We start from the raw sequence: 17,813 nt of genomic DNA, 5'->3' as shown, positions 1-17,813 counted from the left end.
TCGTCCAAACTCTCTTCCGAAACAACGAGCGACTTCACCTGCGGTCACCAAATCCAGATTTTCGCAGTGAGCGACTACTCTGCGTGAGGAAGGTTATTCTCGGCCTCGTGACCAGTACGAGTGAGGCAGACGGCGCCCAGGACAGCAGCGAGACCGTGACCGGGCGGTGGGACGGCGTCGATGTGAACTTCGGCGAGGAGGGCGGCCGGCTCACCTACGGTAGTTACCTGCGGCTGGAGCAGCTGCTCGATCAGCAGCGTCTCGAATCCGATCCGCCGGCGCATGACGAACTGCTGTTCATCACCATTCACCAGGTGTACGAGCTGTGGTTCAAGCAGGTGCTGCATGAGATGACCGCGTCCCGCGACGCGATGCTGTCCGGCGAACTCTGGCTCGCCCAGCATCTGCTCCGCCGGGTGCACACGATCGAGCGGACGCTGACCCAGCAGGTCGACATCCTGGAGACGATGACACCGCAGGACTTCGGCGAGTTCCGGCACCGGCTGTCGCCGGCGAGCGGGTTCCAGTCGGTGCAGTTCCGGGAGATCGAGTTCCTCTCGGCGGCCAAGGACCCGTCCTTCGTGAAGCGGTTCCGTGGTCTGAGCGAGGACGAGAAGGTCCGTCTCCAGCGTCGCCTCGACGAGCCGACGCTCTGGGACGCCTTCCTGGTCGTGCTCGAGAAGGCCGGATTCACCACTGCCTCGGATGACGAGCTCTACAACGCGCTGCAGACGGTGGCTGGGGATCGCGGTCAGTACGGCGCGATCTGGGAACTCGCCGAAGCCCTCCTCCAGCACGACGAACTGGCTGCCGCCTGGCGCGCGCGGCACGTCGTCATGGTCGAGCGCATGATCGGCACCAAGCCTGGCACCGGCGGCTCCTCAGGCGCCGGCTACCTCCGCTCCCGCCTGGACCTCCGCTACTACCCCCACCTCTGGCACCTCCGCACCTCGCTCTAGCTGTCGGTGGGGCGGTGGAGGGTGTCGGTCAGGTGGGTGAGGACCGTAGTGGGGGAGTCGGTCCAGTCGGTGGTGAGGATGTGGTGGACCTGCCAGCCGCCGGTGGTGAGGGCTCGGGGGTGGGTGGTGAGCCGTTCCAGCAGGGTGTCGCTGGCCACGCGGTCGGGGGTGTCTACCAGTACTGCGATGCGGTGGCCCTCGTCGCCGGGGAGGCGGAGTGCCAGGTCGCAGCGGAAGACTGATTCGCCGACCTCGGTTTCGACGACGACTCCGCGCTCGCGCAGTGCCTCTGCCAGTTGCTCGATGACGGCGGAGCGCTGCTGGGTCGCCGCGGACCGGGTGCTCGGGCGACTGACGGCGTACGGGGCAAGGGCTGCTCGTGTCGCTTCGGGGTTGGCCTGGGAGACGGCGTCGGCGTACGTGAGGAAGCGGCGAAGCGTGTTGGCGCCGTCGTTGTAGGTGTTGGTGATTGCCTCGGGCTCGATGCTGGAGACGATCACCATGTGCTCGCGGGCGCGGCTGAAGATGACGTTCAGCCGCTTCTCACCGCCCGAGGTGTTGATCGGGCCGAAGTTCATCAGCATCCGCCCGTCCGGCCCGGCGGCGTAGCAGACGCTCATGATGACGATGTCGCGCTCGTCGCCCTGCACGTTCTCCAGGTTCTTCACGAACAACCCGGCATCCTGGTCGTCGCGGGTCCGGAGCTGCTCCGCCTCGTACCGCGCCCCGAACTCCGGATCCTGCTCGCCCAGTTCGTCCAGCGCGCGCTCGATCTCACCCTGCTGCGCCTCGGAGAACGCGACGATCCCGATGCTCTTCCCGGTCTCGCGTCCGAGCAGTTCGCGCACCAACCCGGCGATCCAGGCTGCCTCCGCGGGATTCGTACGCCGTACGTAACTACCGTCGACGACCCGCACCGACGTGATGCTGCCGGCCAGTACGCCGTCTGCGATCTCCGCGGCGACCGGAGCACCGGCCTGCACGGTCCACGGCGGCGCCGGTACGGCGGGCAGGCGATCCGGGATCGTCGCCAGCCGGCCTTGGTAGAAAGCCGCGTTGCTGAACGAGATCAGCGCCTCCGACCGGCTCCGGTAGTGCCAGGTCAGCATCGTCGACGCCAACCGCAACGCGCTGATCGCGAGGAAGCTGTCGTCGGTCAACGCGATCCCGACCGAGTCGTCGTCGGTGTCATCCGGATCGGGCGTCGTGACGCGGAAGTACTGCGTCGGCGGCAACTGCATCTGGTCGCCGACCACGATCACCTGCGGCGCCCGGTGCAGCGCCGGGATCGCTTCCTCGATCGGGATCTGGCTCGCCTCGTCGTAGATCACCACGTCGAACGTCGCGTCGAGCGGCAAGGTGTCCGACACCGACGACGGGCTCATCAGCCAGACCGGCCGCAACAGCGACACCACCGAACCGGGCGCGCCCGAGGCGAGCTCGCGGATCGACTTGTACCGCATCACCTTCCCGAACTCGTGCTCCAGCTCGCGCCGCCCGGCCGCGAACGTCTTCTTCCGCGCCCGATCCTCGGCGGACATCCCGGTCACACTCAGCTCGGAATGCGCGACCTCCTCCAAGAACCGCCGCCGCACGCCGGCCACCACCACGTCAGCGTTGACGGTCGCCAGTTCGTCGTACACCAGACTCAACTCACCGACCACGTCGTCCAGCTGCGCCGACGACAACCGCGCCCCAGTCGCCCGAGCCCGCTCCCACCGCGCAGCACACACGGCGTACTCCAGTTGCTGAGGTGTCGCCGTCAACTTCCGCACCGCGGTCGCCACCGGCCCGGATCCTTCGATCAGCTCCCGCATCGCCGGCGCCACCGCCCGGATCACCGGAACCATCCGCTCCGACCCCACCGCCGCAGAAATCTCCCGCACGTCCCCCAACGTCAGCCCCGAGTCCCACCCCTCCAGAAAGCCCCAGCTGGCCCCCTCGGCGTCACCCGCCGCCCGAGCCACTTCAGCCCACCGTGCAACCGCCTCGTCGACGTCGTCGCCGCCGTCCCGGGCGGGTGTGGCGACGCGCTCGATCTCCTCCTCGGTGGGTGTGGCGCCGCGCGGCGCGTTGTCGTCTCGGGTGGGAGTGGCGCCGGTTTGCTCAGGCTCGTCCCCGGCTGTGGCGAGGGCTTTGCGCCAGGGGGCGAGTTCGGGATTGCTTCTCAAGCCCTGCAGGCTTTTGGTGAGGCTACCTGGGTCGCTCGTGCCCCACACGCGTTCGGATTCGATTCCGTACTGCGTGGTTGCGGCACTCGCCTCGTGCGCCGCGACCAGATTCGTGAGTAGCTCTGTTACCGACGGCTGAACGGCTCGCCCGGATGAATCATGCCGGGAGCGGACCAGCTTTTTCACCTTCCGCCAGTCGCCGCTGAGGAAGGAGAACACGCCGCCTTCCTTGCCCTGAGCAACTGTTAACGCCGACCGTGCATCGGCCGGTGACAAGGGTTCCTGCCATCCTGCGGCTGCAGCCCACGCATTCCGCTCGGCGTTGGTCAACTCCTGCTGCCGTTCGACAGCCTCCCGCAACTTCACCCCGGCAGCCGACCTCGGCTCGATCGCGTTCCCGAGCCCGCGCTCGACCAACGGCAACAGAGTCGCGACCAGGCCGGCGACGCCACGCACCCAGTTCAACGAGTGGTGGTCGACCTCCTCTTCAACTCCAACTGCCCGAAGCGCCGCCGAGACGGCATCCCACCGCCGCTCGACCTCACCCGCCCGAACCGGAATCTCGACATCAGGAGCCTCGGACATCCAAACCTCAGGAGCGAGCAACCCTAGTGGATGCCGAGCCACCACCCCACCACTCGAAGGATCAGCCGTCGCCAACGCCTGACCAAGACGCTCGACAACCGCCCGACCAGCCCACCAGTCCCCAACCGAAGGAACCAGCTGCCGCTCCACCACCGACAGCCCTTCACCCCACCGCGAATCCCGCAACTCCGCCAATCGCCCAACAACCACGCGCAAGGTGGGCGCACCAGCGTCCGGTTGCGTCTCGTCCAGGAGGGCTTCGAAGGCGGCGACCGTGGCTAGTAGTTGGTCTACGCGGGTGATTAGAGCGTTGCGGCGTGCGGATAGGGGTTCTGTGTTGTCTGAGGTGGGGAGCCAGGTCTCGTAGGTGTCGCGGAGGCCGTGGATGAAGGACTTCTTGTCGGCTTGGGAATCGTGGATCAGGGTGCAGAGGCCGTCCAGGTGGCGGCTCGCCAGCCGGGCATGCACGACGTCGAGGGCAGCCCGCTTCTGGCAGACGAACAGCACCCGCTGCCCGCGCGCGACGAAGTCGGCGATCATGTTCGTGATTGTCTGCGACTTCCCTGTCCCCGGCGGCCCTTGGATCACGAAGCTCTCGCCACGCTGCGCCCGCGCGACCGCCGCCACCTGCGAACCGTCGGCAGGCACCACCAGATGCCGAGACGCCACAGGCAACTCCGGCGGCTCAGTACTCAGCGGCCGCGGCCGATCAGAGAACAGCTGCTCGAATGACGGGCAAGATCGCTCCGTCTCCAGCAGTTCGTCGTAGTCGCGAACCAGTCCGAGTGTGCGGTAGTTGAAGTTCGCCAGCGCGACAGCGCAGAGATCGACGTCCCACGAGTACGGCCCGCCATCGGTCTCGATCGAGTATGTATCCGTCTCGAGCACCTCCGGCCGCCGCGGCGCAGGCTCGGCACCGAGCGCGATGCTCAACGGCAACTCCTGCACCGCCAGCTGGTTCCGGAAGATCTGCACACCGAGCGGCTCGTAATCGGACCGCCGGTACGAGTACGCGTAGTGCCGCCCACCGAACTCGTTCGCCGTATTGCCGTGCTGCCGGCGACGGTAGTTCCGCAGCTTCACCATCGCCCGCTGCCGGACAAGATCGATCCGCGGCTTCTCGCGCAGATGAAGCTGCAGCCCCGGCTCGGACGCCTGGATCTCCTTGGTCAGCCGGTCGTGCAGTACGGCGATGGCGCCCGGCTCGGCCAGATCCACACTCTCTGGCAGATTGATCCCGTACAGCTGACGCAGGTGGTGCCGCAGAGTCGGGTTGACCTCCGCGATCGGGTCGGTGATCCGCAGCGTGTACGAGTCGCGTACGCCGCGCTTCTTCGTCAGCTCCACCTTCACCAGCACGAGCGGCGAGGCCAGCCTGGTCTCCGGATCGTTCTTGAGATCGTGCCAGCGCAGGAAGGCCGGCACGAGTCGCAGCTGATCCTGCCCGTACTCCGCGCGGTCGCGGCGCGCCGTCGAGATCAGCTTGTCCAACGCGGCCGCGGCGTACGGCGCCTCGTCGTACCGGATCCATTTCCCGAGCGACTGTGCCGAGCCGCTGACGAGTCGCGCGGCGAGATCGTTGTTCCAGCTGAAGAGTTGCTCGGGGCGGATCGTGCGGATGTCGAGCATCAGCGGGACCGAGACCTCGGTGAGGTTGACGGTCTGCGCGGTGTGCCGGAAGTTGACCAGGCGATTGCGGCGGGAGAGATCGAACAGGCGGTCGCGGAGGGCGCGCAGTACGGCCGCACGTCGGTCCGCGGCGCCGGTGGTGATCGCGATGACGTCGAAATCGAGCGGCTGGTCGCGATAGTTCTCGAGCTGGTCGATCAGCGAGCGCAGATCCTGGGCGCGATGATGCCGGTCCGGCTCGGCCATCTGCGCCGCGACGGACAGGATCACCGGGTGCAGGCCCGAGTCGAGCGAGTAGAAGTTGCCGCGGGCATCGATCAGCTCGGCGACGTCCTCGGCGTGATCGAAATCGAGACCGCAGCCGAGACCGATCAGCAGTTGGCCGAGGCTGAAGATGTCGGTCAGCTGGTCGTGATGCCCGACGACGTGCTCCCAACTCTGCCAGCCGGGCACCAGAACGGGCGCTGTTATTGCCTCCGGCACCGGATCGGTCACCTGACTGCGAAGCCGGCCGCCGTCCTCGCCAAGGTCCAGCTCGTGCTGCCGATGCGCGATCACGTCGACCGCGCCGCCCCGATGCCCCTCGCGAGCCTCGATCTCGCTCGTCGCGATGGTCGGACGCGACGCGTACTCCGGTGCGAAGCCGAGCCGGCTGTGGTCGTCGACAGTCAGCCGGTCGAGCCCCCGCAACGGGGCAACCAGGCCGCGCTCGTGCACATCGGCCGTCGCATGAAACAACGGCAACACCGCAGCAAGCAACGCGTCGCTCCCCAACCCATCGCGGGACACGGCCAAGGCAACAAGCTCCCGCGCGCCGCGAGCACGATCCTGCACGCCCTCCGGCGTAGCGGCTGTGGGGTTCTGGTCCGGGGGGATCATGGGAGCGCCTTTGCGGCGGCGGTCAGTTGGGCTCGGCGTTTGTCGGACCAGCCGAGTTCGTCGTCGGCGAGATCGTCGTACGGCGTGAGGCCTGCCTTCCGGGCGATCGCCATCGACGCGATCAACCCGGCGTCGCCGGTCTCCGGGTCGGCCGTCGCCAGGTCGAGCAGCAGATAGCACAGGTACTGCTTGGTCGCCGGGGTCAACGACCTCGGCCGCGGCATCGGCGCCCCGTCGACCGGCCGCACCGCGAGCGGCTCGTCGAATCTGGCCACCGCCCCACCCGGTACGCCGAGAGGCCCGGGTGGATCCGCGAACCCGGCCGCGAACGTCGCCACCGTGTCCGTCCGCAGCCCTTCGGTCTGAGCGATCTGAGCCGCGAAGTCCATGCTCAACTCCCGCAACAGCGCGGCATCGAGCACGTCGACCGCATCCACATCGAGCGGGCCGGTCAGCAGGATCTCGACGTCCTCTCCGGCCAGCCAGTTCTTCAGCGCCCACGCTCGGGCGACACCTTCGGGGTGACTCGTCCCGCGGCTCCCGGTGCTCAGATCGAGCTCGTCGGCCTGCCGCAGATACGCCTCGGGGTCGACGCTCGCCAGGCCGGTCTGGGTCTTGAGGAGCGCGCGCACCGTCGTACGGAGGTCTCCGCAGGCGGCCAGCGCGCCGCGGTCGGCGAACAACTCCGACGCCATCACCCAACGCCGTCGGGTCTCCAGGTACTGCGCCGGCGTACGAGCATCCCCGGCAGCTGCGTCGAGCAGCCGGTCGACGGCTAGGTAGGCGCCGTCGTCGAGGGTCCAGAGGAGTCGGTGCGCGAGCTCGTGACCACAGATCGCGGCCAGCTCGCCGTCGTCGAGGCGTTCGAGCAGCGGCCCTTCGAAGAGAATGACTGCTTTGCCGAGCTGATGCACCAACATCGCGTTGGGCGGTGCGGAACCGTTGCCTTGGTAGTACTCGATCGGTACGTCGATTCCCAACGCCGTTGCCGCCCGCCGCCCAGCCGCGTGCAAGCCCGGATGCCCGACCTCATCGAGTCTGTAGGTGTGCCGGAGCAATGCGTCGTCCAACCCAGGTTGGTCACCCGCGCCCGGCAACAACGCTTCCCAGGCACGCTGATCCACCCGGCGAACATGCCCCAGCACGCTCCGGTGATAGCTCAACGGCTCCACAGACTCAACCACAGCGCCACCCTAACCAGGCCCACGGACAAGAAGTTCCAAACGCTCGCCCGGGGGCCCGCCGTCTAGGCGGGGAAGTGTTTCCAGTGGCCGTCCGTGATGATCTCGACGGTGCCGTCGGTGACCTTGATCGCGGTCTCGTCGTCGATGGCGTACGACGGGTTGGTGAGCGTGGCCGCCCATTTCTCCGCGTTGGCGAGGTCGTTGTCCGGCATCATCTCGTGGTCGAGATGCGGGAAGATCGAGAAGTCGACCAGCCCGAGCGCGCTGTCATCGCCGGCAGGTGACTTCCAGCCGACGAAGTCCGTTCCGATGCGTGGCGTCATCACCATGCTCCCGGCGCTCAACCCGACGTACACGGTCTCAGTCAGCGACGGGATGAGATCCGCGAACCCGGACTCCCGCATCCAATGGCAGAGATACAGCGCGTCGCCGCCCGACACCAGCAGGACATCCGCCTCGCGGACCTGCGGGATCCAGCGTTCCTCATCGATGCTCGGCAGCGCGGTGAGCTCCAGCACGCCCACTGACTTCCACCCCAACTCGACCATCGGGCAGCCAGGCTCCTGCCCGCTGATGAATCGCCAGGCGCGCTCTCCCGGACCGAGACTCGGATGCCCGTACATGCCGGTGGGAATACAGAGCGCGTTGGCCTCGGAGATCGGTTTGCCCAGCATCTCAACCAGTGAGCTGTGGATACTCGCATTCCTGATCCCAGCGGACGTCAAAAGTAACCGCATACTGCCTCCAGTTGTCATGAGCGGAAACCCGTCTCACCACTGCCACGAACAGCCAACCCCGAATCCGACAAGCTACCCGCCAGAACGTCACACGAGGCGGCCGCGGAGGTAGATCGCCAGGGGAGTGCGGAGGGTGGTGATGTCGGCCAGGGGGTTGCCGGGGACGAGGAGGAAGTTGGCGGTGTAGGTGGGGAGGATGCGGCCGTGGGTTTCGCCCAGGCCGCAGGTTGCTGCGGCGAGGGATGTGGCTGAGGCGAGGGCGGCGGGGGTTGGTATGCCGCCGTTGACCATGGCGATGACGGATTCGGGGAGGAGGCCGTGGGGTTTGCCGGGGCTGATGCCGCCGTCGGAGCCTGAGACGAGGCGTACGCCGGCGTGATGGAGCTTCGCGGCGAGGCGGTTGCGGCTCTCGAGATCGGTACCGGTCCGGCGGAGCATTTCCTGTACTGCGGGTGGTGGGACCGCGCCCGGTTTGATGCCGAGGGTCGGGCAGACCGTCGTACGGGATGAGACGAGTTCGCCGACCACCCTCTCGGCGACGTCGATGCTGTCCCCGGTCAGGAACGAGCAGTGCTCGATGCCGTCGACACCTGCTGCGAGAGCGTTCTTGATGGACTGCAGGGAGTGTGCGTGCGCGACGACCGGCAGCCCGACCGCCCGAGCCTCGCTGACGACTGCCGTCAGTTCTTCGGCGCTGAACTGCACCGCCGCCGGATCCGTGCCAGGGGTGTTCACTCCGCCGCTCGCCATGATCTTCACCAGATCGGCGCCGCGGTGGGCCCGCTCGTCCACCGCCCGCCGCAACTCGTCGAGCCCGGACACCGCGCCACCCATGTTCCAGCAGTGCCCCAGCGGAGTCGTGATCGGCGGCCCACTCGCCACGACCGTCGGGTACACGTCAGCCCGATCCTGCCAATCGACCACAGCCCACGACCGATCCCCAAGGTCCCGCACAGCCGTCACTCCGGCAGCGAGTTGAGCCGCGAGCGAGTTCTCGATCACCGCCACCATCTCGCCATCGCTGCACTCAGGAATCCGATCCAGCGCCCCAGGCCCGCCGTCACAACACAGATGAACATGTACGTCGATCAGCCCAGGAAGCAACGTCGCCCCCGGATATCTGACGACTTCGCACGCCACCTCCGCCCCACCCGGCAGCACCTCGACAACCCGCTCACCCTCAACCACCACAACAGCCCCGCCGCCGGAGTACGCAACCCCGTCGAACACCCCGCTGACCTCGACCCCGAACACACGCCGAGCGTAGCTCTCCGAAGCGGCGGGAGTGAGTAGTGTCGCGAGGGAGCGAGTGGGGCACCAGGCTTGCTGAGGTAACTCCGACACGGGGCTCTGGACGGTCCGGACCGGTTGAGAAGGGAAGCGGACGTGAAGCTCTACTCCGATGTTGGGGCGCAGCGGTTTGGGCAGGTGTTCGGGGACTTGATGCTGGTGGCCTGGATCGCGTTCTGTACTGCGTTGGGGCTGACGGTTTTCAAGATCACCAATGCGTTGGGGTATCCGGGGCGGAAGGCTGCTGAGGCCGGCGACGGGCTGTCGGGGGAGCTGCACAACCTGTCCGGGCCGGTGGGCAAGGTGCCGCTGGTGGGGGATCAGTTGCGGGCGCCGGTCGACGGGGCTGCGAGCGCGGCGGCGCGGCTGGCCGAGGCGGGGCGGGACCAGGCGCACGCGGTGGAGCAGCTGGCGTACCTGCTGGCCGGCGTGACGATCGGTTTGCCGGTGTTCTTCGCGTTGCTGATCTGGTTGCCGCGGCGGATCCGGTTCTCGCGACGGGCGACCGCGGCGCGGAAGTTCATCGACAACGCGGCCGATCTGGAGCTGTTCGCACTCCGGGCGATGGCGAACCAGCCGATGCACAAACTCGCGAAGATCTCCGACGACCCGGTCACCGCCTGGCGCGAGGGCAACTCCACGATCATCGCCCAGCTCGCCGACCTCGAACTGCGCGCCACCGGCCTCCGCGCACCCGAACCCGCCCTGGAGACCTGAACCACCGCCGGGGCCGCGTACGCCGTACGGGCTGTGCCTCTGCGTCTACGCTCGTCCCATGGCGCGGGTGCTGCTGGTGGAGGACGACGATGCGATCCGGACCTCGTTGGGGAAGTCCCTGACGGCGGCCGGGCATGTCGTCACGGCGCTGGCGGCCGGCGCCGACGGGGTCGCCTCGGTCGCCCGCGACCGCCCGGACGTGATGCTGCTCGATCTCGGTCTGCCCGATCTCGACGGGCGCGACGTGCTCGCCATGGTCCGCGCCGTCAGCGACGTACCGGTCATCGTGGCGACCGCTCGCGACGACGACGCCAGCATGGTGCGGCTGCTCGACGCGGGCGCGGACGACTATGTGATCAAGCCGTTCAGCTCGGCCCAGATCGACGCGCGTATTCGTGCCGTACTGCGACGCGGCGCCGCCGATCAGCAGGAGGCTGCCGCGCTGACCCTGGGCGGGTTGTCGATCGACCCGCGCAGCCGCGAGGTCACCGTCGACGGGAAGCCGGTCGACCTGACCCGCAAGGAATTCGACCTTCTCGTCGCGTTGGCAAGACGCCCCGGTGCGGTTGTCACCAAGCGCGAACTACTCGCCGAGGTCTGGGGACTCCCGTGGGGAGGCGGCGATCGGACCGTCGACGTCCACCTGTCCTGGTTGCGCCGCAAGCTCGGTGAGACCGCAGCCGCGCCGCGCTTCCTGCACAGCGTCCGCGGCGTCGGCGTGAAGCTCGCGGAGGCCTGACGATGCGCCGCCGGATCATGTTCCTCTCGGTCGGGATGACCACGCTGGTGGTGCTCGCGTTCGCGATCCCGCTGACCTTGCTGATGCGCAGCGCCGCCTCCGACGAGTCGCTGAAGAACGCCCGGTACCGCGCGGAGGCGGTCGCGTACTACGTGGGCGAGAAGAACCACACGCCGGACGACATCAAGACCTACCTGGAAAGCATCGCCAGCCAGGGACCCGGCCGGATCTCGGTCCGGCTGCCCGACGGTTCGACGCTGGGCGAGCAGCCACCGGGCGGCGTACCGACTCCTCAACAGGTCGGGGGCGGGCCGGACGACGGCGACGGTGACGACAAGAAGGGCCCGAAGGTCTCGGACGCGTCCTTCCGCAAGGCCGGTGGCGGGATGGCGACCGACGTCTCCGTCAACACCATGCACGGACCCGCGTCGGTCTGCCTGTTCCTGACCGCCGACGAGTTGTACGACGGCTTGGTCCCGCAGCTCCTGATCCTGCTCGCGGCCAGTCTCGGCGTCCTGATCCTCAGCATCGTCGGCGCCGAAATCGTCTCCCGCCGCCTCGCCCGGCCACTGGAAGAAACAGCCCGTACTGCGGAACGCCTCGCCAAGGGCGACGTCGACGCCCGGGCACCCACCACCGGGCCGGCCGAAGTCGCCCAGGTCGGTGCCGCCCTCAACGGCCTGGCCGACCGCATCGACGAGGTGATCGCGGTCGAACGCGAAGCCGTCGCTGACCTGTCGCACCGGCTCCGGACGCCGTTGACCGCGCTCCGCCTCCAGGTCGAGGCGCTCCCGGATCGCGAGCGCGCCGAGGAGCTGAACGTTCAGGTCAACAGTCTTGAACGCACCCTCACCGCCGTGATCTCCGCGGCCCGGAGGCCCCAACGTGAAGGCCGCGTCCCGCATTGCGATGCCGTGGCGGTCACCCGGGAACGGGCGGCCTTCTGGGAACCGCTGTTCGAGGACCAGGGCCGGGAGCTCACTCTCGACCTCCCATCGCCGCCGGCCGACGTTCGATCATCGGCTGAGGACCTCGGCGCGGCTCTGGACGCCCTCGTCGAGAACGTGGTTGCGCACACCCCCGACGGAACGCCGGCCCGGATCATCCTGACCAGGCAGCAGGTCGGCGGCAATCCCGGCGTACTGATCGTCGTCGCGGACGAAGGTCCCGGCATCCCTCTCGGAGCGGGCGAACGAGGCCGCTCCGACCGAGGGTCGACCGGCCTCGGTCTGGACATCGCCCGCCGCTGCGCCGAAGCGGCCGGCGGCAAGCTCACCATCCACCCCAACCTCCCGGCCGGCTCCTCGGTCCACCTCACGCTCGTCAGCCCCTGAGCACTAGCAGGTGCGGGAGAGGGTCAGGGCTGCCTGCTGGTCGTCGCGGGTGATCGGGAGCTTGTACTTCGCGGCGACGTGCAGGTAGCGGGCTACATACGTGCAGCGAAAGGACTTGTTGAGCGGTAGCCATTCGCCTGGGCCCTGGTCGGACTTGCTGGCGTTCGTGGAGCCGTCGACGGCGAGCAGGTTGTCGGTGATGTCGTTCGCGAAATCGACTCGGCGTTGCTTGGGCCAGGTCGAGGCGCCGAGATCCCAGGCGCGGGACAGCGGGTAGATGTGGTCGATCTGGACCTTGCTGGCCGCTGCCTTACTGAAGCTGATCACCCGGCCGGTGTAGGGATCCAGCAACTTGCCGGACATCACCACGCATTGCCGCGTGCCCGGCTTGTAGGTCACGTCGGTCAACTGCAGGGCGAGGACGTTGTTCCGGGTGTCGCAACCATCGTGACCTCCCGCGCCGGCGTGATCGTCGGACCAGGCCTGACCGAAGGAGCAGGAGCCTTTCTTGCCGCACTCGCGCTCGTAGCCCTTCACCTTCGGCCGGCTCGCGACGACTTTGAGGGTGGCGAGTTCGGCCCGGATCGAGCTGGCCGAAGCACCGGCGGGCTCGGCCGGTTGCGGTTCGAGGGCGGTGCAGCCAGTGAGGAGAACGAGGGAGACGAGCAGGGCGAAAGGACGGAGGGCAGACGTCATCGGCGGGTGCAGCACTCACTTCGGGGAAGAGGAGGAGACGACTGGTCAGCGTCGTCCGCTGGCGAGTTCTATCACCACGGCGGTCGCCCGATCGAGCAACTCGCCCTGCGCGTCGGTGCCGACTCCGAGCGCCGCGGTCGTCTGGATCGCCACCCCGTCCAGGATGGCGGTGACGAGCCGGATCTGGTCTACGTCATGAAGCCGCAGTACTGGAACACCGCGGATCTGTCGGCCGACCTTGCTCCCTACGCGCTCATCGGGGCGGAGTGAATCCTCCTGAGACCGTGCTGGAGCCGCCTTTGCTCTGGGCGTGGACCTCGTAGCCGTCACCCTTGGCCTTACGGACGCCAGTGGCGTGGTTGTACTGCGCGGCGAACACGTGCTGTCCGACCGGCACAGTGCGACCTGGGTTGAGGACCCAGCGGTAGAGCAGTGCACCGCCGGACTGCTGGACAGTGACGGTGAAGAACTCGCTCGGCAGGGTCCGCCAGTTGCCGGTCATCTGTACGCCGCCGGTCTGGGCAATGCGCAGTTCCACGGTGAGCGAGGTGAGCGGCTGGTTCGTCTTGAGAGTCAGCTTGCTCTCGGCCCAGAAGGCGTTGCTGTCTGCGTCTATCGAGCCCTGGGACCACAGCGGCCCGTTCTGGAACCGGCTGGTGGCAGGCGGAGTCGGGCGCGAGCTGCGCGGGGAGGTGGGTGGGTTGGTGGCCGGGGTAGTGCTGGTGGCGCGGGCCGATGGCGTCGGAGTGGAGGTGGCGGTCGGGGGCGGGAGTGCGCGAGTGGGCGCGGGGGCCGGCAGCAACGGAACTCCGCCGATGGCGGCAACAGCGAGACCACCGGTTGCCAGAGTGGCGGTGGCGACGAGGCCGACGATCGCCGCCTTCGGCCATGACCTCGCGATCGAAGGCCTGCGGTGCCGGACGGTGGGGTCGGCCGCGCCGCGCTCGACGCGCGCCAGGATCCTTGCGCGGTTGGGCTCGTGGGCCTCGGCGGCCTCGCGTAGCCGTCGGCTGAGCTCTTCGTTCACAGGTTCCTCCTTCCCGCCGCTAGTTCGCCGGCTGTTGTTGCGCCGAGCAACCGTTCCAGCTCGGCCATCCCCTTCGAGGTCTGGCTTTTCACCGTACCGACCGAGATGCCCAGCGCGGCGGCGGTGTCCTTCTCCGACAGGTCGAAGGCGTGCCGCAGGACCACACACGCCCGCTTACGGAACGGCAACCGGGTGAGTGCGGCCCGGACGTCCAGCACGACCGCGGTGTCCGGCCCGTCCACTACTTCCGTACTCCGTGACCAGAACAGCGCAACCCGCCGTCGCTCCCGGACCGTACTCCGGATCCGTTCCCGCGCCAGGTTGGCCACGACGCCGCGGGCGTAGGCGACCGGGTGGTGCGCCGCCCGCAACCGGTCCCAGCGTTGCCACAGGGCGACCAGCGCATCGGCGGCGAGGTCGTCGGCCGCGTCCTTCTCGCCGGTCAGCAGGTGGGCGAGGCGAGCGAGTTCAGCGTGGTGGCGTTCGAAGAAGTCGTGGAACTCCGCCGGCGCGTCGTCGAGGAGCATCTCCCGCGGTTGCCCTCTCCCTGCGATGTGCGCGTTAACAATCGGCCCGAGCGTAACAGCGCTCAATGCCGGGCGAACTGGACCCGGGTCGGCTGTGCGACCTCGGGTCTGAGCGCGATCCCGCGGATGGTCAGCCGCTCACCATAGATGTCGGTGATCCTGATCGCTTTGCCGCAGCCGCTGCCGTCGGGGGAGAGGAAGTAGTTGTAGCCGGTGCGCTGCAGCTTTCGCCAGCCCTTGGCGGTCTCGACCTCGAGCGTGGCCAACGGGTTGCGGTGACCGATCGCCTGGATGCCGCACCAGTACTGGCTGGATCCATCCTTGTAGCGGATGGAGATCGTGCCGGCTGCGGCAGGGCTCAGCAGCTTCCAGGTGATCGGGAGCCGGCCGACGGAGAGCTTGGCGAGCTTGGCGAAGGCCTGTTGGCTGAGGTCGAGTTGCCCGGGCGCGCAGGGCAACGGGCAGTCGTTGACGATCCGTACCGTGATGGAGGCCCCGTTGGCGGCGCGGACCTGTACGTACGCCCCACAGGCCTTGGCCGACTCGTAGTCGGTGTGGTTCATCGCCGCGATCATCAGGTCGCCGCCGGACGGGCCGAAGAGGCAGGCGCCATTACCGTCACCTGCCTCGTAGGCGGTCGCGACACCGTCGTACCGAACGCCAGGCTTGATCCGCCCGGCCAAGGATCCTGCTGCCCCAGCCGACTCCCTGCTTGGTGTGCTCTGCGTGCGCGGTGTGCTGGAAGTCACGGGCGCGGTGCGCTTGGCCGCGGGCGGCTTGGCGGCGGCCGAAGGTGTCGGCGTACGGCGTGATGGCGAGGGGCTCGTGACCGGCGGCTGTGTCGGCGCGGTGGTGGCGTCGGCCGTCGCGTCCGGAGAGCCGGATTCGAGCGGGACGCCGCCCTTGGCAGCCGCGACGGACCCGCCGGCGGTACGCCGGGGCTCGGCGTCGGCCTTGGTGAGGAAGACGGCGACCAGGCAGACCGCTACGCCGACGGCCAGCAGAGCCACCGGAATACCGACGTACTGCCACTGCGTTTTCGGCCCCTGCTCCGCGCCGTGTTTCGTTGTCCTCATACCCATCCGTCCGGTTGATCGAGTCGACGTCCACACCCCAGTTGCCACCCAAGGCAAAAAGGTTGCCGCCGACTCGGCCAACCGGTTCGGATCAGTAGACGGTCACGCCGTACACGCTCGCAGTGGCCAGCCATCCGTTCCGGATCCCGCTCGGCTGGCCCGACGTCACCGGCTACTGAGGCAGATCAGGCCTGGATCTGATAGCCGAACTGGACCGACAGACCGGCTGCGGCTGCGGCTTCGCTGACGCGGACCTGCAGCCGCACCGGCGCGGCCGTCCCGTCGACACTGATGGGCGCGGCCAGCTTGGTCGCTTGTGCCGTGGTGGAGACGGCGATGGCCGTACCCCCGATCGGATTGCCGTTCGTCTCGAGTCGGACCTTGCAGGATCCGGCGCCGACCGATCGTGCGATCCGGGTGACCAGGATGGGGCGACCGTCGACGTACAAGAGGTCGCTGAAGTCGTACGCGCCGTCGGTCACCGCATCCGGGAGACGCAGCGTGAGCCATCCGTCGGTCTGCTCGACGCCCTTGTTGTTGGTGAAGCGGGCCGGGAGGTAGGTCAGGTACGGACCGGTGATGTTGCCGGTGAGTTCGTTGTTAGCGGCAAGTACGTCGCCACTCCGGTTGACGATCCCGTACTCCTGCCGGTTGGTGCCTTCGGAGAGTCCACCGATCGCGTTCCCGGTGATCACCAGCCGACTGGCCGTCGGCCGGATGTTGATACCCGACCCGTTGCGGAACACGAGACCGCCAGACGTCCACGGATGTGCGAGCGACGCCCCCACCAGGTCGAACGACGTCGCATTCACCACCGCGATCGGCCAGGCCGCGTTGAGCTCGACGGCTCCTCCGACGGCCTGCAGCGTCACGCGATCGTCGGTCTCCCACGTGTGCGGGGCGGCGGTGGTGATCCGGACGCCGGCCGCCGAGGACGCAACCGCGGTGATCGGCTGCGAGAACGACGGATGCGCCAGCCGGCCGTTGTTGCCGATCAGGCAGCCGGTGACCGTGATCCGGGTCGAACCGATGTCGATCCCGTGCCGGCCGCAGCCGCGGATGACCGAGTTCGCGAACGTCGCCGTACCGATGAATCCGGAGCTCACCCGGATCGCGTCCGACTCGTTGTCGGCCGAGATGTAGGTGTTGATGAACTGAGCCTGCGCACCCGCTTCGAGCAGCACCGGTACGCCGTGACCGTTCTCGAACCCACCGCCTTCGAAGTACAGGAACTTCGGGCCGGCCGCTCCGGTGGTGTTGCGCATCCAGATCCCGTGGTGACCGAACAGGATCGCGGTCGCGATGAACTTGATGGAGCCGCCCTGACCGTCGATCACCACATTGTCGACCGTGGGGTTTGCCGTACCGGCGGCGACCGCGCACTGGACGAACTCGACGGGATCGGCGCGGGACACGTCGTTCTGGCCGTTGAGCAGGATCACTTGCTGGCCGGTGAATCCGTTCCAGACGCAGTTGCGGAAGCGGACCGTGTTGGCGCTGCGCAGGATGACGCCGTTGTAGCCGTCCATGAACCGGCAGTCGGAGAACGACAGCAGATAGTTGCCGATAGCCCCTTCCATCTGGGTCCGGATCATCGCGCCGCCGGTCAGGCTCTCGCCGTGCATCTGCAGGTCGCGGAAGCCACCGCCGTGCACTCCGGAGAGGACAAAGCCGTCGAGTGTCCCGGTCGCGAGCAGGATCTGGGTACCGGACCCGAACTCGTCGCTCGCACCGGCGCCCTTGAAGATCACCGGGACGCGCGTGACGGTGATCGTCTGCTCGAGACGTACGACGCCTGGGCCGATGGTGATCGTGCCGCCGTGGGTGAGCGCGTTCACCGCGCGCTGGAGGGCGGGTGAGTCGTCCACGGTGCCGGCCCCGGTGACGCCGTACCAGGAGAGGTCGATCTCGTTCGCGTACGGGCGTTTCCACCGGCCGGTCGTCGTACCGGCGACGGCGAAGACCAGGCCGCCGTCGTCGGGCTCGGTGGCGTCGGCGTCCCAGTAGACGACGCCGGCGCCCAGGCCTGGGGTGTCGGCGAAGTAGCCGAGGAGTAGGAGTTGCTCACCGTCGGTGGTACCTGGAGTGGCTCGGAGGGCCGCAACACTTGAGGTCGAGCTACTGGCGAGGTGCTTCGTGGGGGTGGCCTGGGCTGGTTGGACGGCGACGGCGGTGGCGAGACCGGCGACACCGAAGACGGACAGGGCTCGACGGCTGAGTTGCGGGGATTCCTCGGAAGGCATTTGGCGGACCTTTCTCTCGG

13 protein-coding genes are annotated in these 17,813 nt (G+C 68.0%); 4 read left to right on the top strand and 9 right to left on the bottom strand.

Annotated features, from left to right (window positions below):
• The first annotated feature begins 107 nt into the window (after positions 1 to 107).
• Positions 108 to 959 carry a tryptophan 2,3-dioxygenase family protein gene (locus tag ABZ004_RS34365; RefSeq protein WP_355685573.1) on the top strand — a complete coding sequence of 284 codons (852 nt, stop codon included), beginning with the start codon at positions 108 to 110 and terminating at the stop codon, positions 957 to 959.
• Here the strand turns inward: ABZ004_RS34365 and ABZ004_RS34360 are convergent.
• The 4 genes from ABZ004_RS34360 to ABZ004_RS34345 all read right to left on the bottom strand — a co-directional run bounded on the left by ABZ004_RS34360 (position 956) and on the right by ABZ004_RS34345 (position 9,398).
• Complete coding sequence (locus tag ABZ004_RS34360) at positions 956 to 6,223, bottom strand: AAA domain-containing protein (protein ID WP_355685572.1); 5,268 nt, start codon at positions 6,221 to 6,223, stop codon at positions 956 to 958. The genes ABZ004_RS34365 and ABZ004_RS34360 overlap by 4 nt on opposite strands.
• Positions 6,220 to 7,407 (bottom strand): M48 family metalloprotease, encoded by a 1,188-nt coding sequence (locus tag ABZ004_RS34355; RefSeq protein WP_355685570.1) that lies wholly within the window; start codon positions 7,405 to 7,407, stop codon positions 6,220 to 6,222. Before ABZ004_RS34355 ends, ABZ004_RS34360 begins: the two co-directional genes overlap by 4 nt.
• A gap of 62 nt (positions 7,408 to 7,469) precedes the next feature.
• Positions 7,470 to 8,081: a Type 1 glutamine amidotransferase-like domain-containing protein gene (locus tag ABZ004_RS34350; RefSeq protein ID WP_355685569.1), complete on the bottom strand. Its 612-nt coding sequence runs from the start codon at positions 8,079 to 8,081 to the stop codon at positions 7,470 to 7,472.
• 150 nt (positions 8,082 to 8,231) lie between these two features.
• Positions 8,232 to 9,398, bottom strand: a complete 1,167-nt coding sequence (locus ABZ004_RS34345; RefSeq protein WP_355685568.1) for an amidohydrolase family protein — start codon at positions 9,396 to 9,398, stop codon at positions 8,232 to 8,234.
• 132 nt (positions 9,399 to 9,530) lie between these two features.
• Between ABZ004_RS34345 and ABZ004_RS34340 the strand changes: the two genes are divergently transcribed.
• The 3 genes from ABZ004_RS34340 to ABZ004_RS34330 are packed head-to-tail and all read left to right on the top strand — an operon-like array spanning position 9,531 to position 12,224.
• A complete protein-coding gene (locus ABZ004_RS34340) occupies positions 9,531 to 10,151 on the top strand; it encodes a hypothetical protein (RefSeq protein ID WP_355685566.1) in 621 nt (206 codons plus the stop codon).
• A gap of 58 nt (positions 10,152 to 10,209) precedes the next feature.
• Positions 10,210 to 10,890 (top strand): response regulator transcription factor, encoded by a 681-nt coding sequence (locus ABZ004_RS34335; protein WP_355685564.1) that lies wholly within the window; start codon positions 10,210 to 10,212, stop codon positions 10,888 to 10,890.
• Between the two features lie 2 nt (positions 10,891 to 10,892).
• A complete protein-coding gene (locus ABZ004_RS34330) occupies positions 10,893 to 12,224 on the top strand; it encodes a HAMP domain-containing sensor histidine kinase (protein WP_355685562.1) in 1,332 nt (443 codons plus the stop codon).
• A 3-nt stretch (positions 12,225 to 12,227) separates the two neighbouring features.
• Here ABZ004_RS34330 and ABZ004_RS34325 read toward each other — a convergent pair whose 3' ends face one another.
• The 5 genes from ABZ004_RS34325 to ABZ004_RS34305 all read right to left on the bottom strand — a co-directional run bounded on the left by ABZ004_RS34325 (position 12,228) and on the right by ABZ004_RS34305 (position 17,793).
• Entirely contained in the window at positions 12,228 to 12,920 is a 693-nt protein-coding gene (locus ABZ004_RS34325; RefSeq protein WP_355685561.1) for an HNH endonuclease family protein, read from the bottom strand.
• 253 nt (positions 12,921 to 13,173) lie between these two features.
• A complete protein-coding gene (locus ABZ004_RS34320) occupies positions 13,174 to 13,947 on the bottom strand; it encodes a hypothetical protein (RefSeq protein ID WP_355685559.1) in 774 nt (257 codons plus the stop codon).
• A complete protein-coding gene (locus ABZ004_RS34315) occupies positions 13,944 to 14,474 on the bottom strand; it encodes a SigE family RNA polymerase sigma factor (protein WP_355685557.1) in 531 nt (176 codons plus the stop codon). The genes ABZ004_RS34320 and ABZ004_RS34315 overlap by 4 nt, the downstream gene beginning before the upstream one ends.
• 62 nt (positions 14,475 to 14,536) lie before the next feature.
• Positions 14,537 to 15,550, bottom strand: a complete 1,014-nt coding sequence (locus ABZ004_RS34310; RefSeq protein ID WP_355685555.1) for an expansin EXLX1 family cellulose-binding protein — start codon at positions 15,548 to 15,550, stop codon at positions 14,537 to 14,539.
• 185 nt (positions 15,551 to 15,735) lie between these two features.
• Positions 15,736 to 17,793, bottom strand: a complete 2,058-nt coding sequence (locus ABZ004_RS34305) for a hypothetical protein (RefSeq protein ID WP_355685554.1) — start codon at positions 17,791 to 17,793, stop codon at positions 15,736 to 15,738.
• Positions 17,794 to 17,813 lie beyond the last annotated feature (20 nt).

Origin of the sequence: Kribbella sp. NPDC006257 (genome assembly GCF_040613535.1) — a bacterium.
Lineage (GTDB): Bacteria > Actinomycetota > Actinomycetes > Propionibacteriales > Kribbellaceae > Kribbella.
The sequence above is the reverse complement of the archived record's forward strand: the minus strand, read 5'-3'. Positions and strand labels throughout refer to the sequence as shown.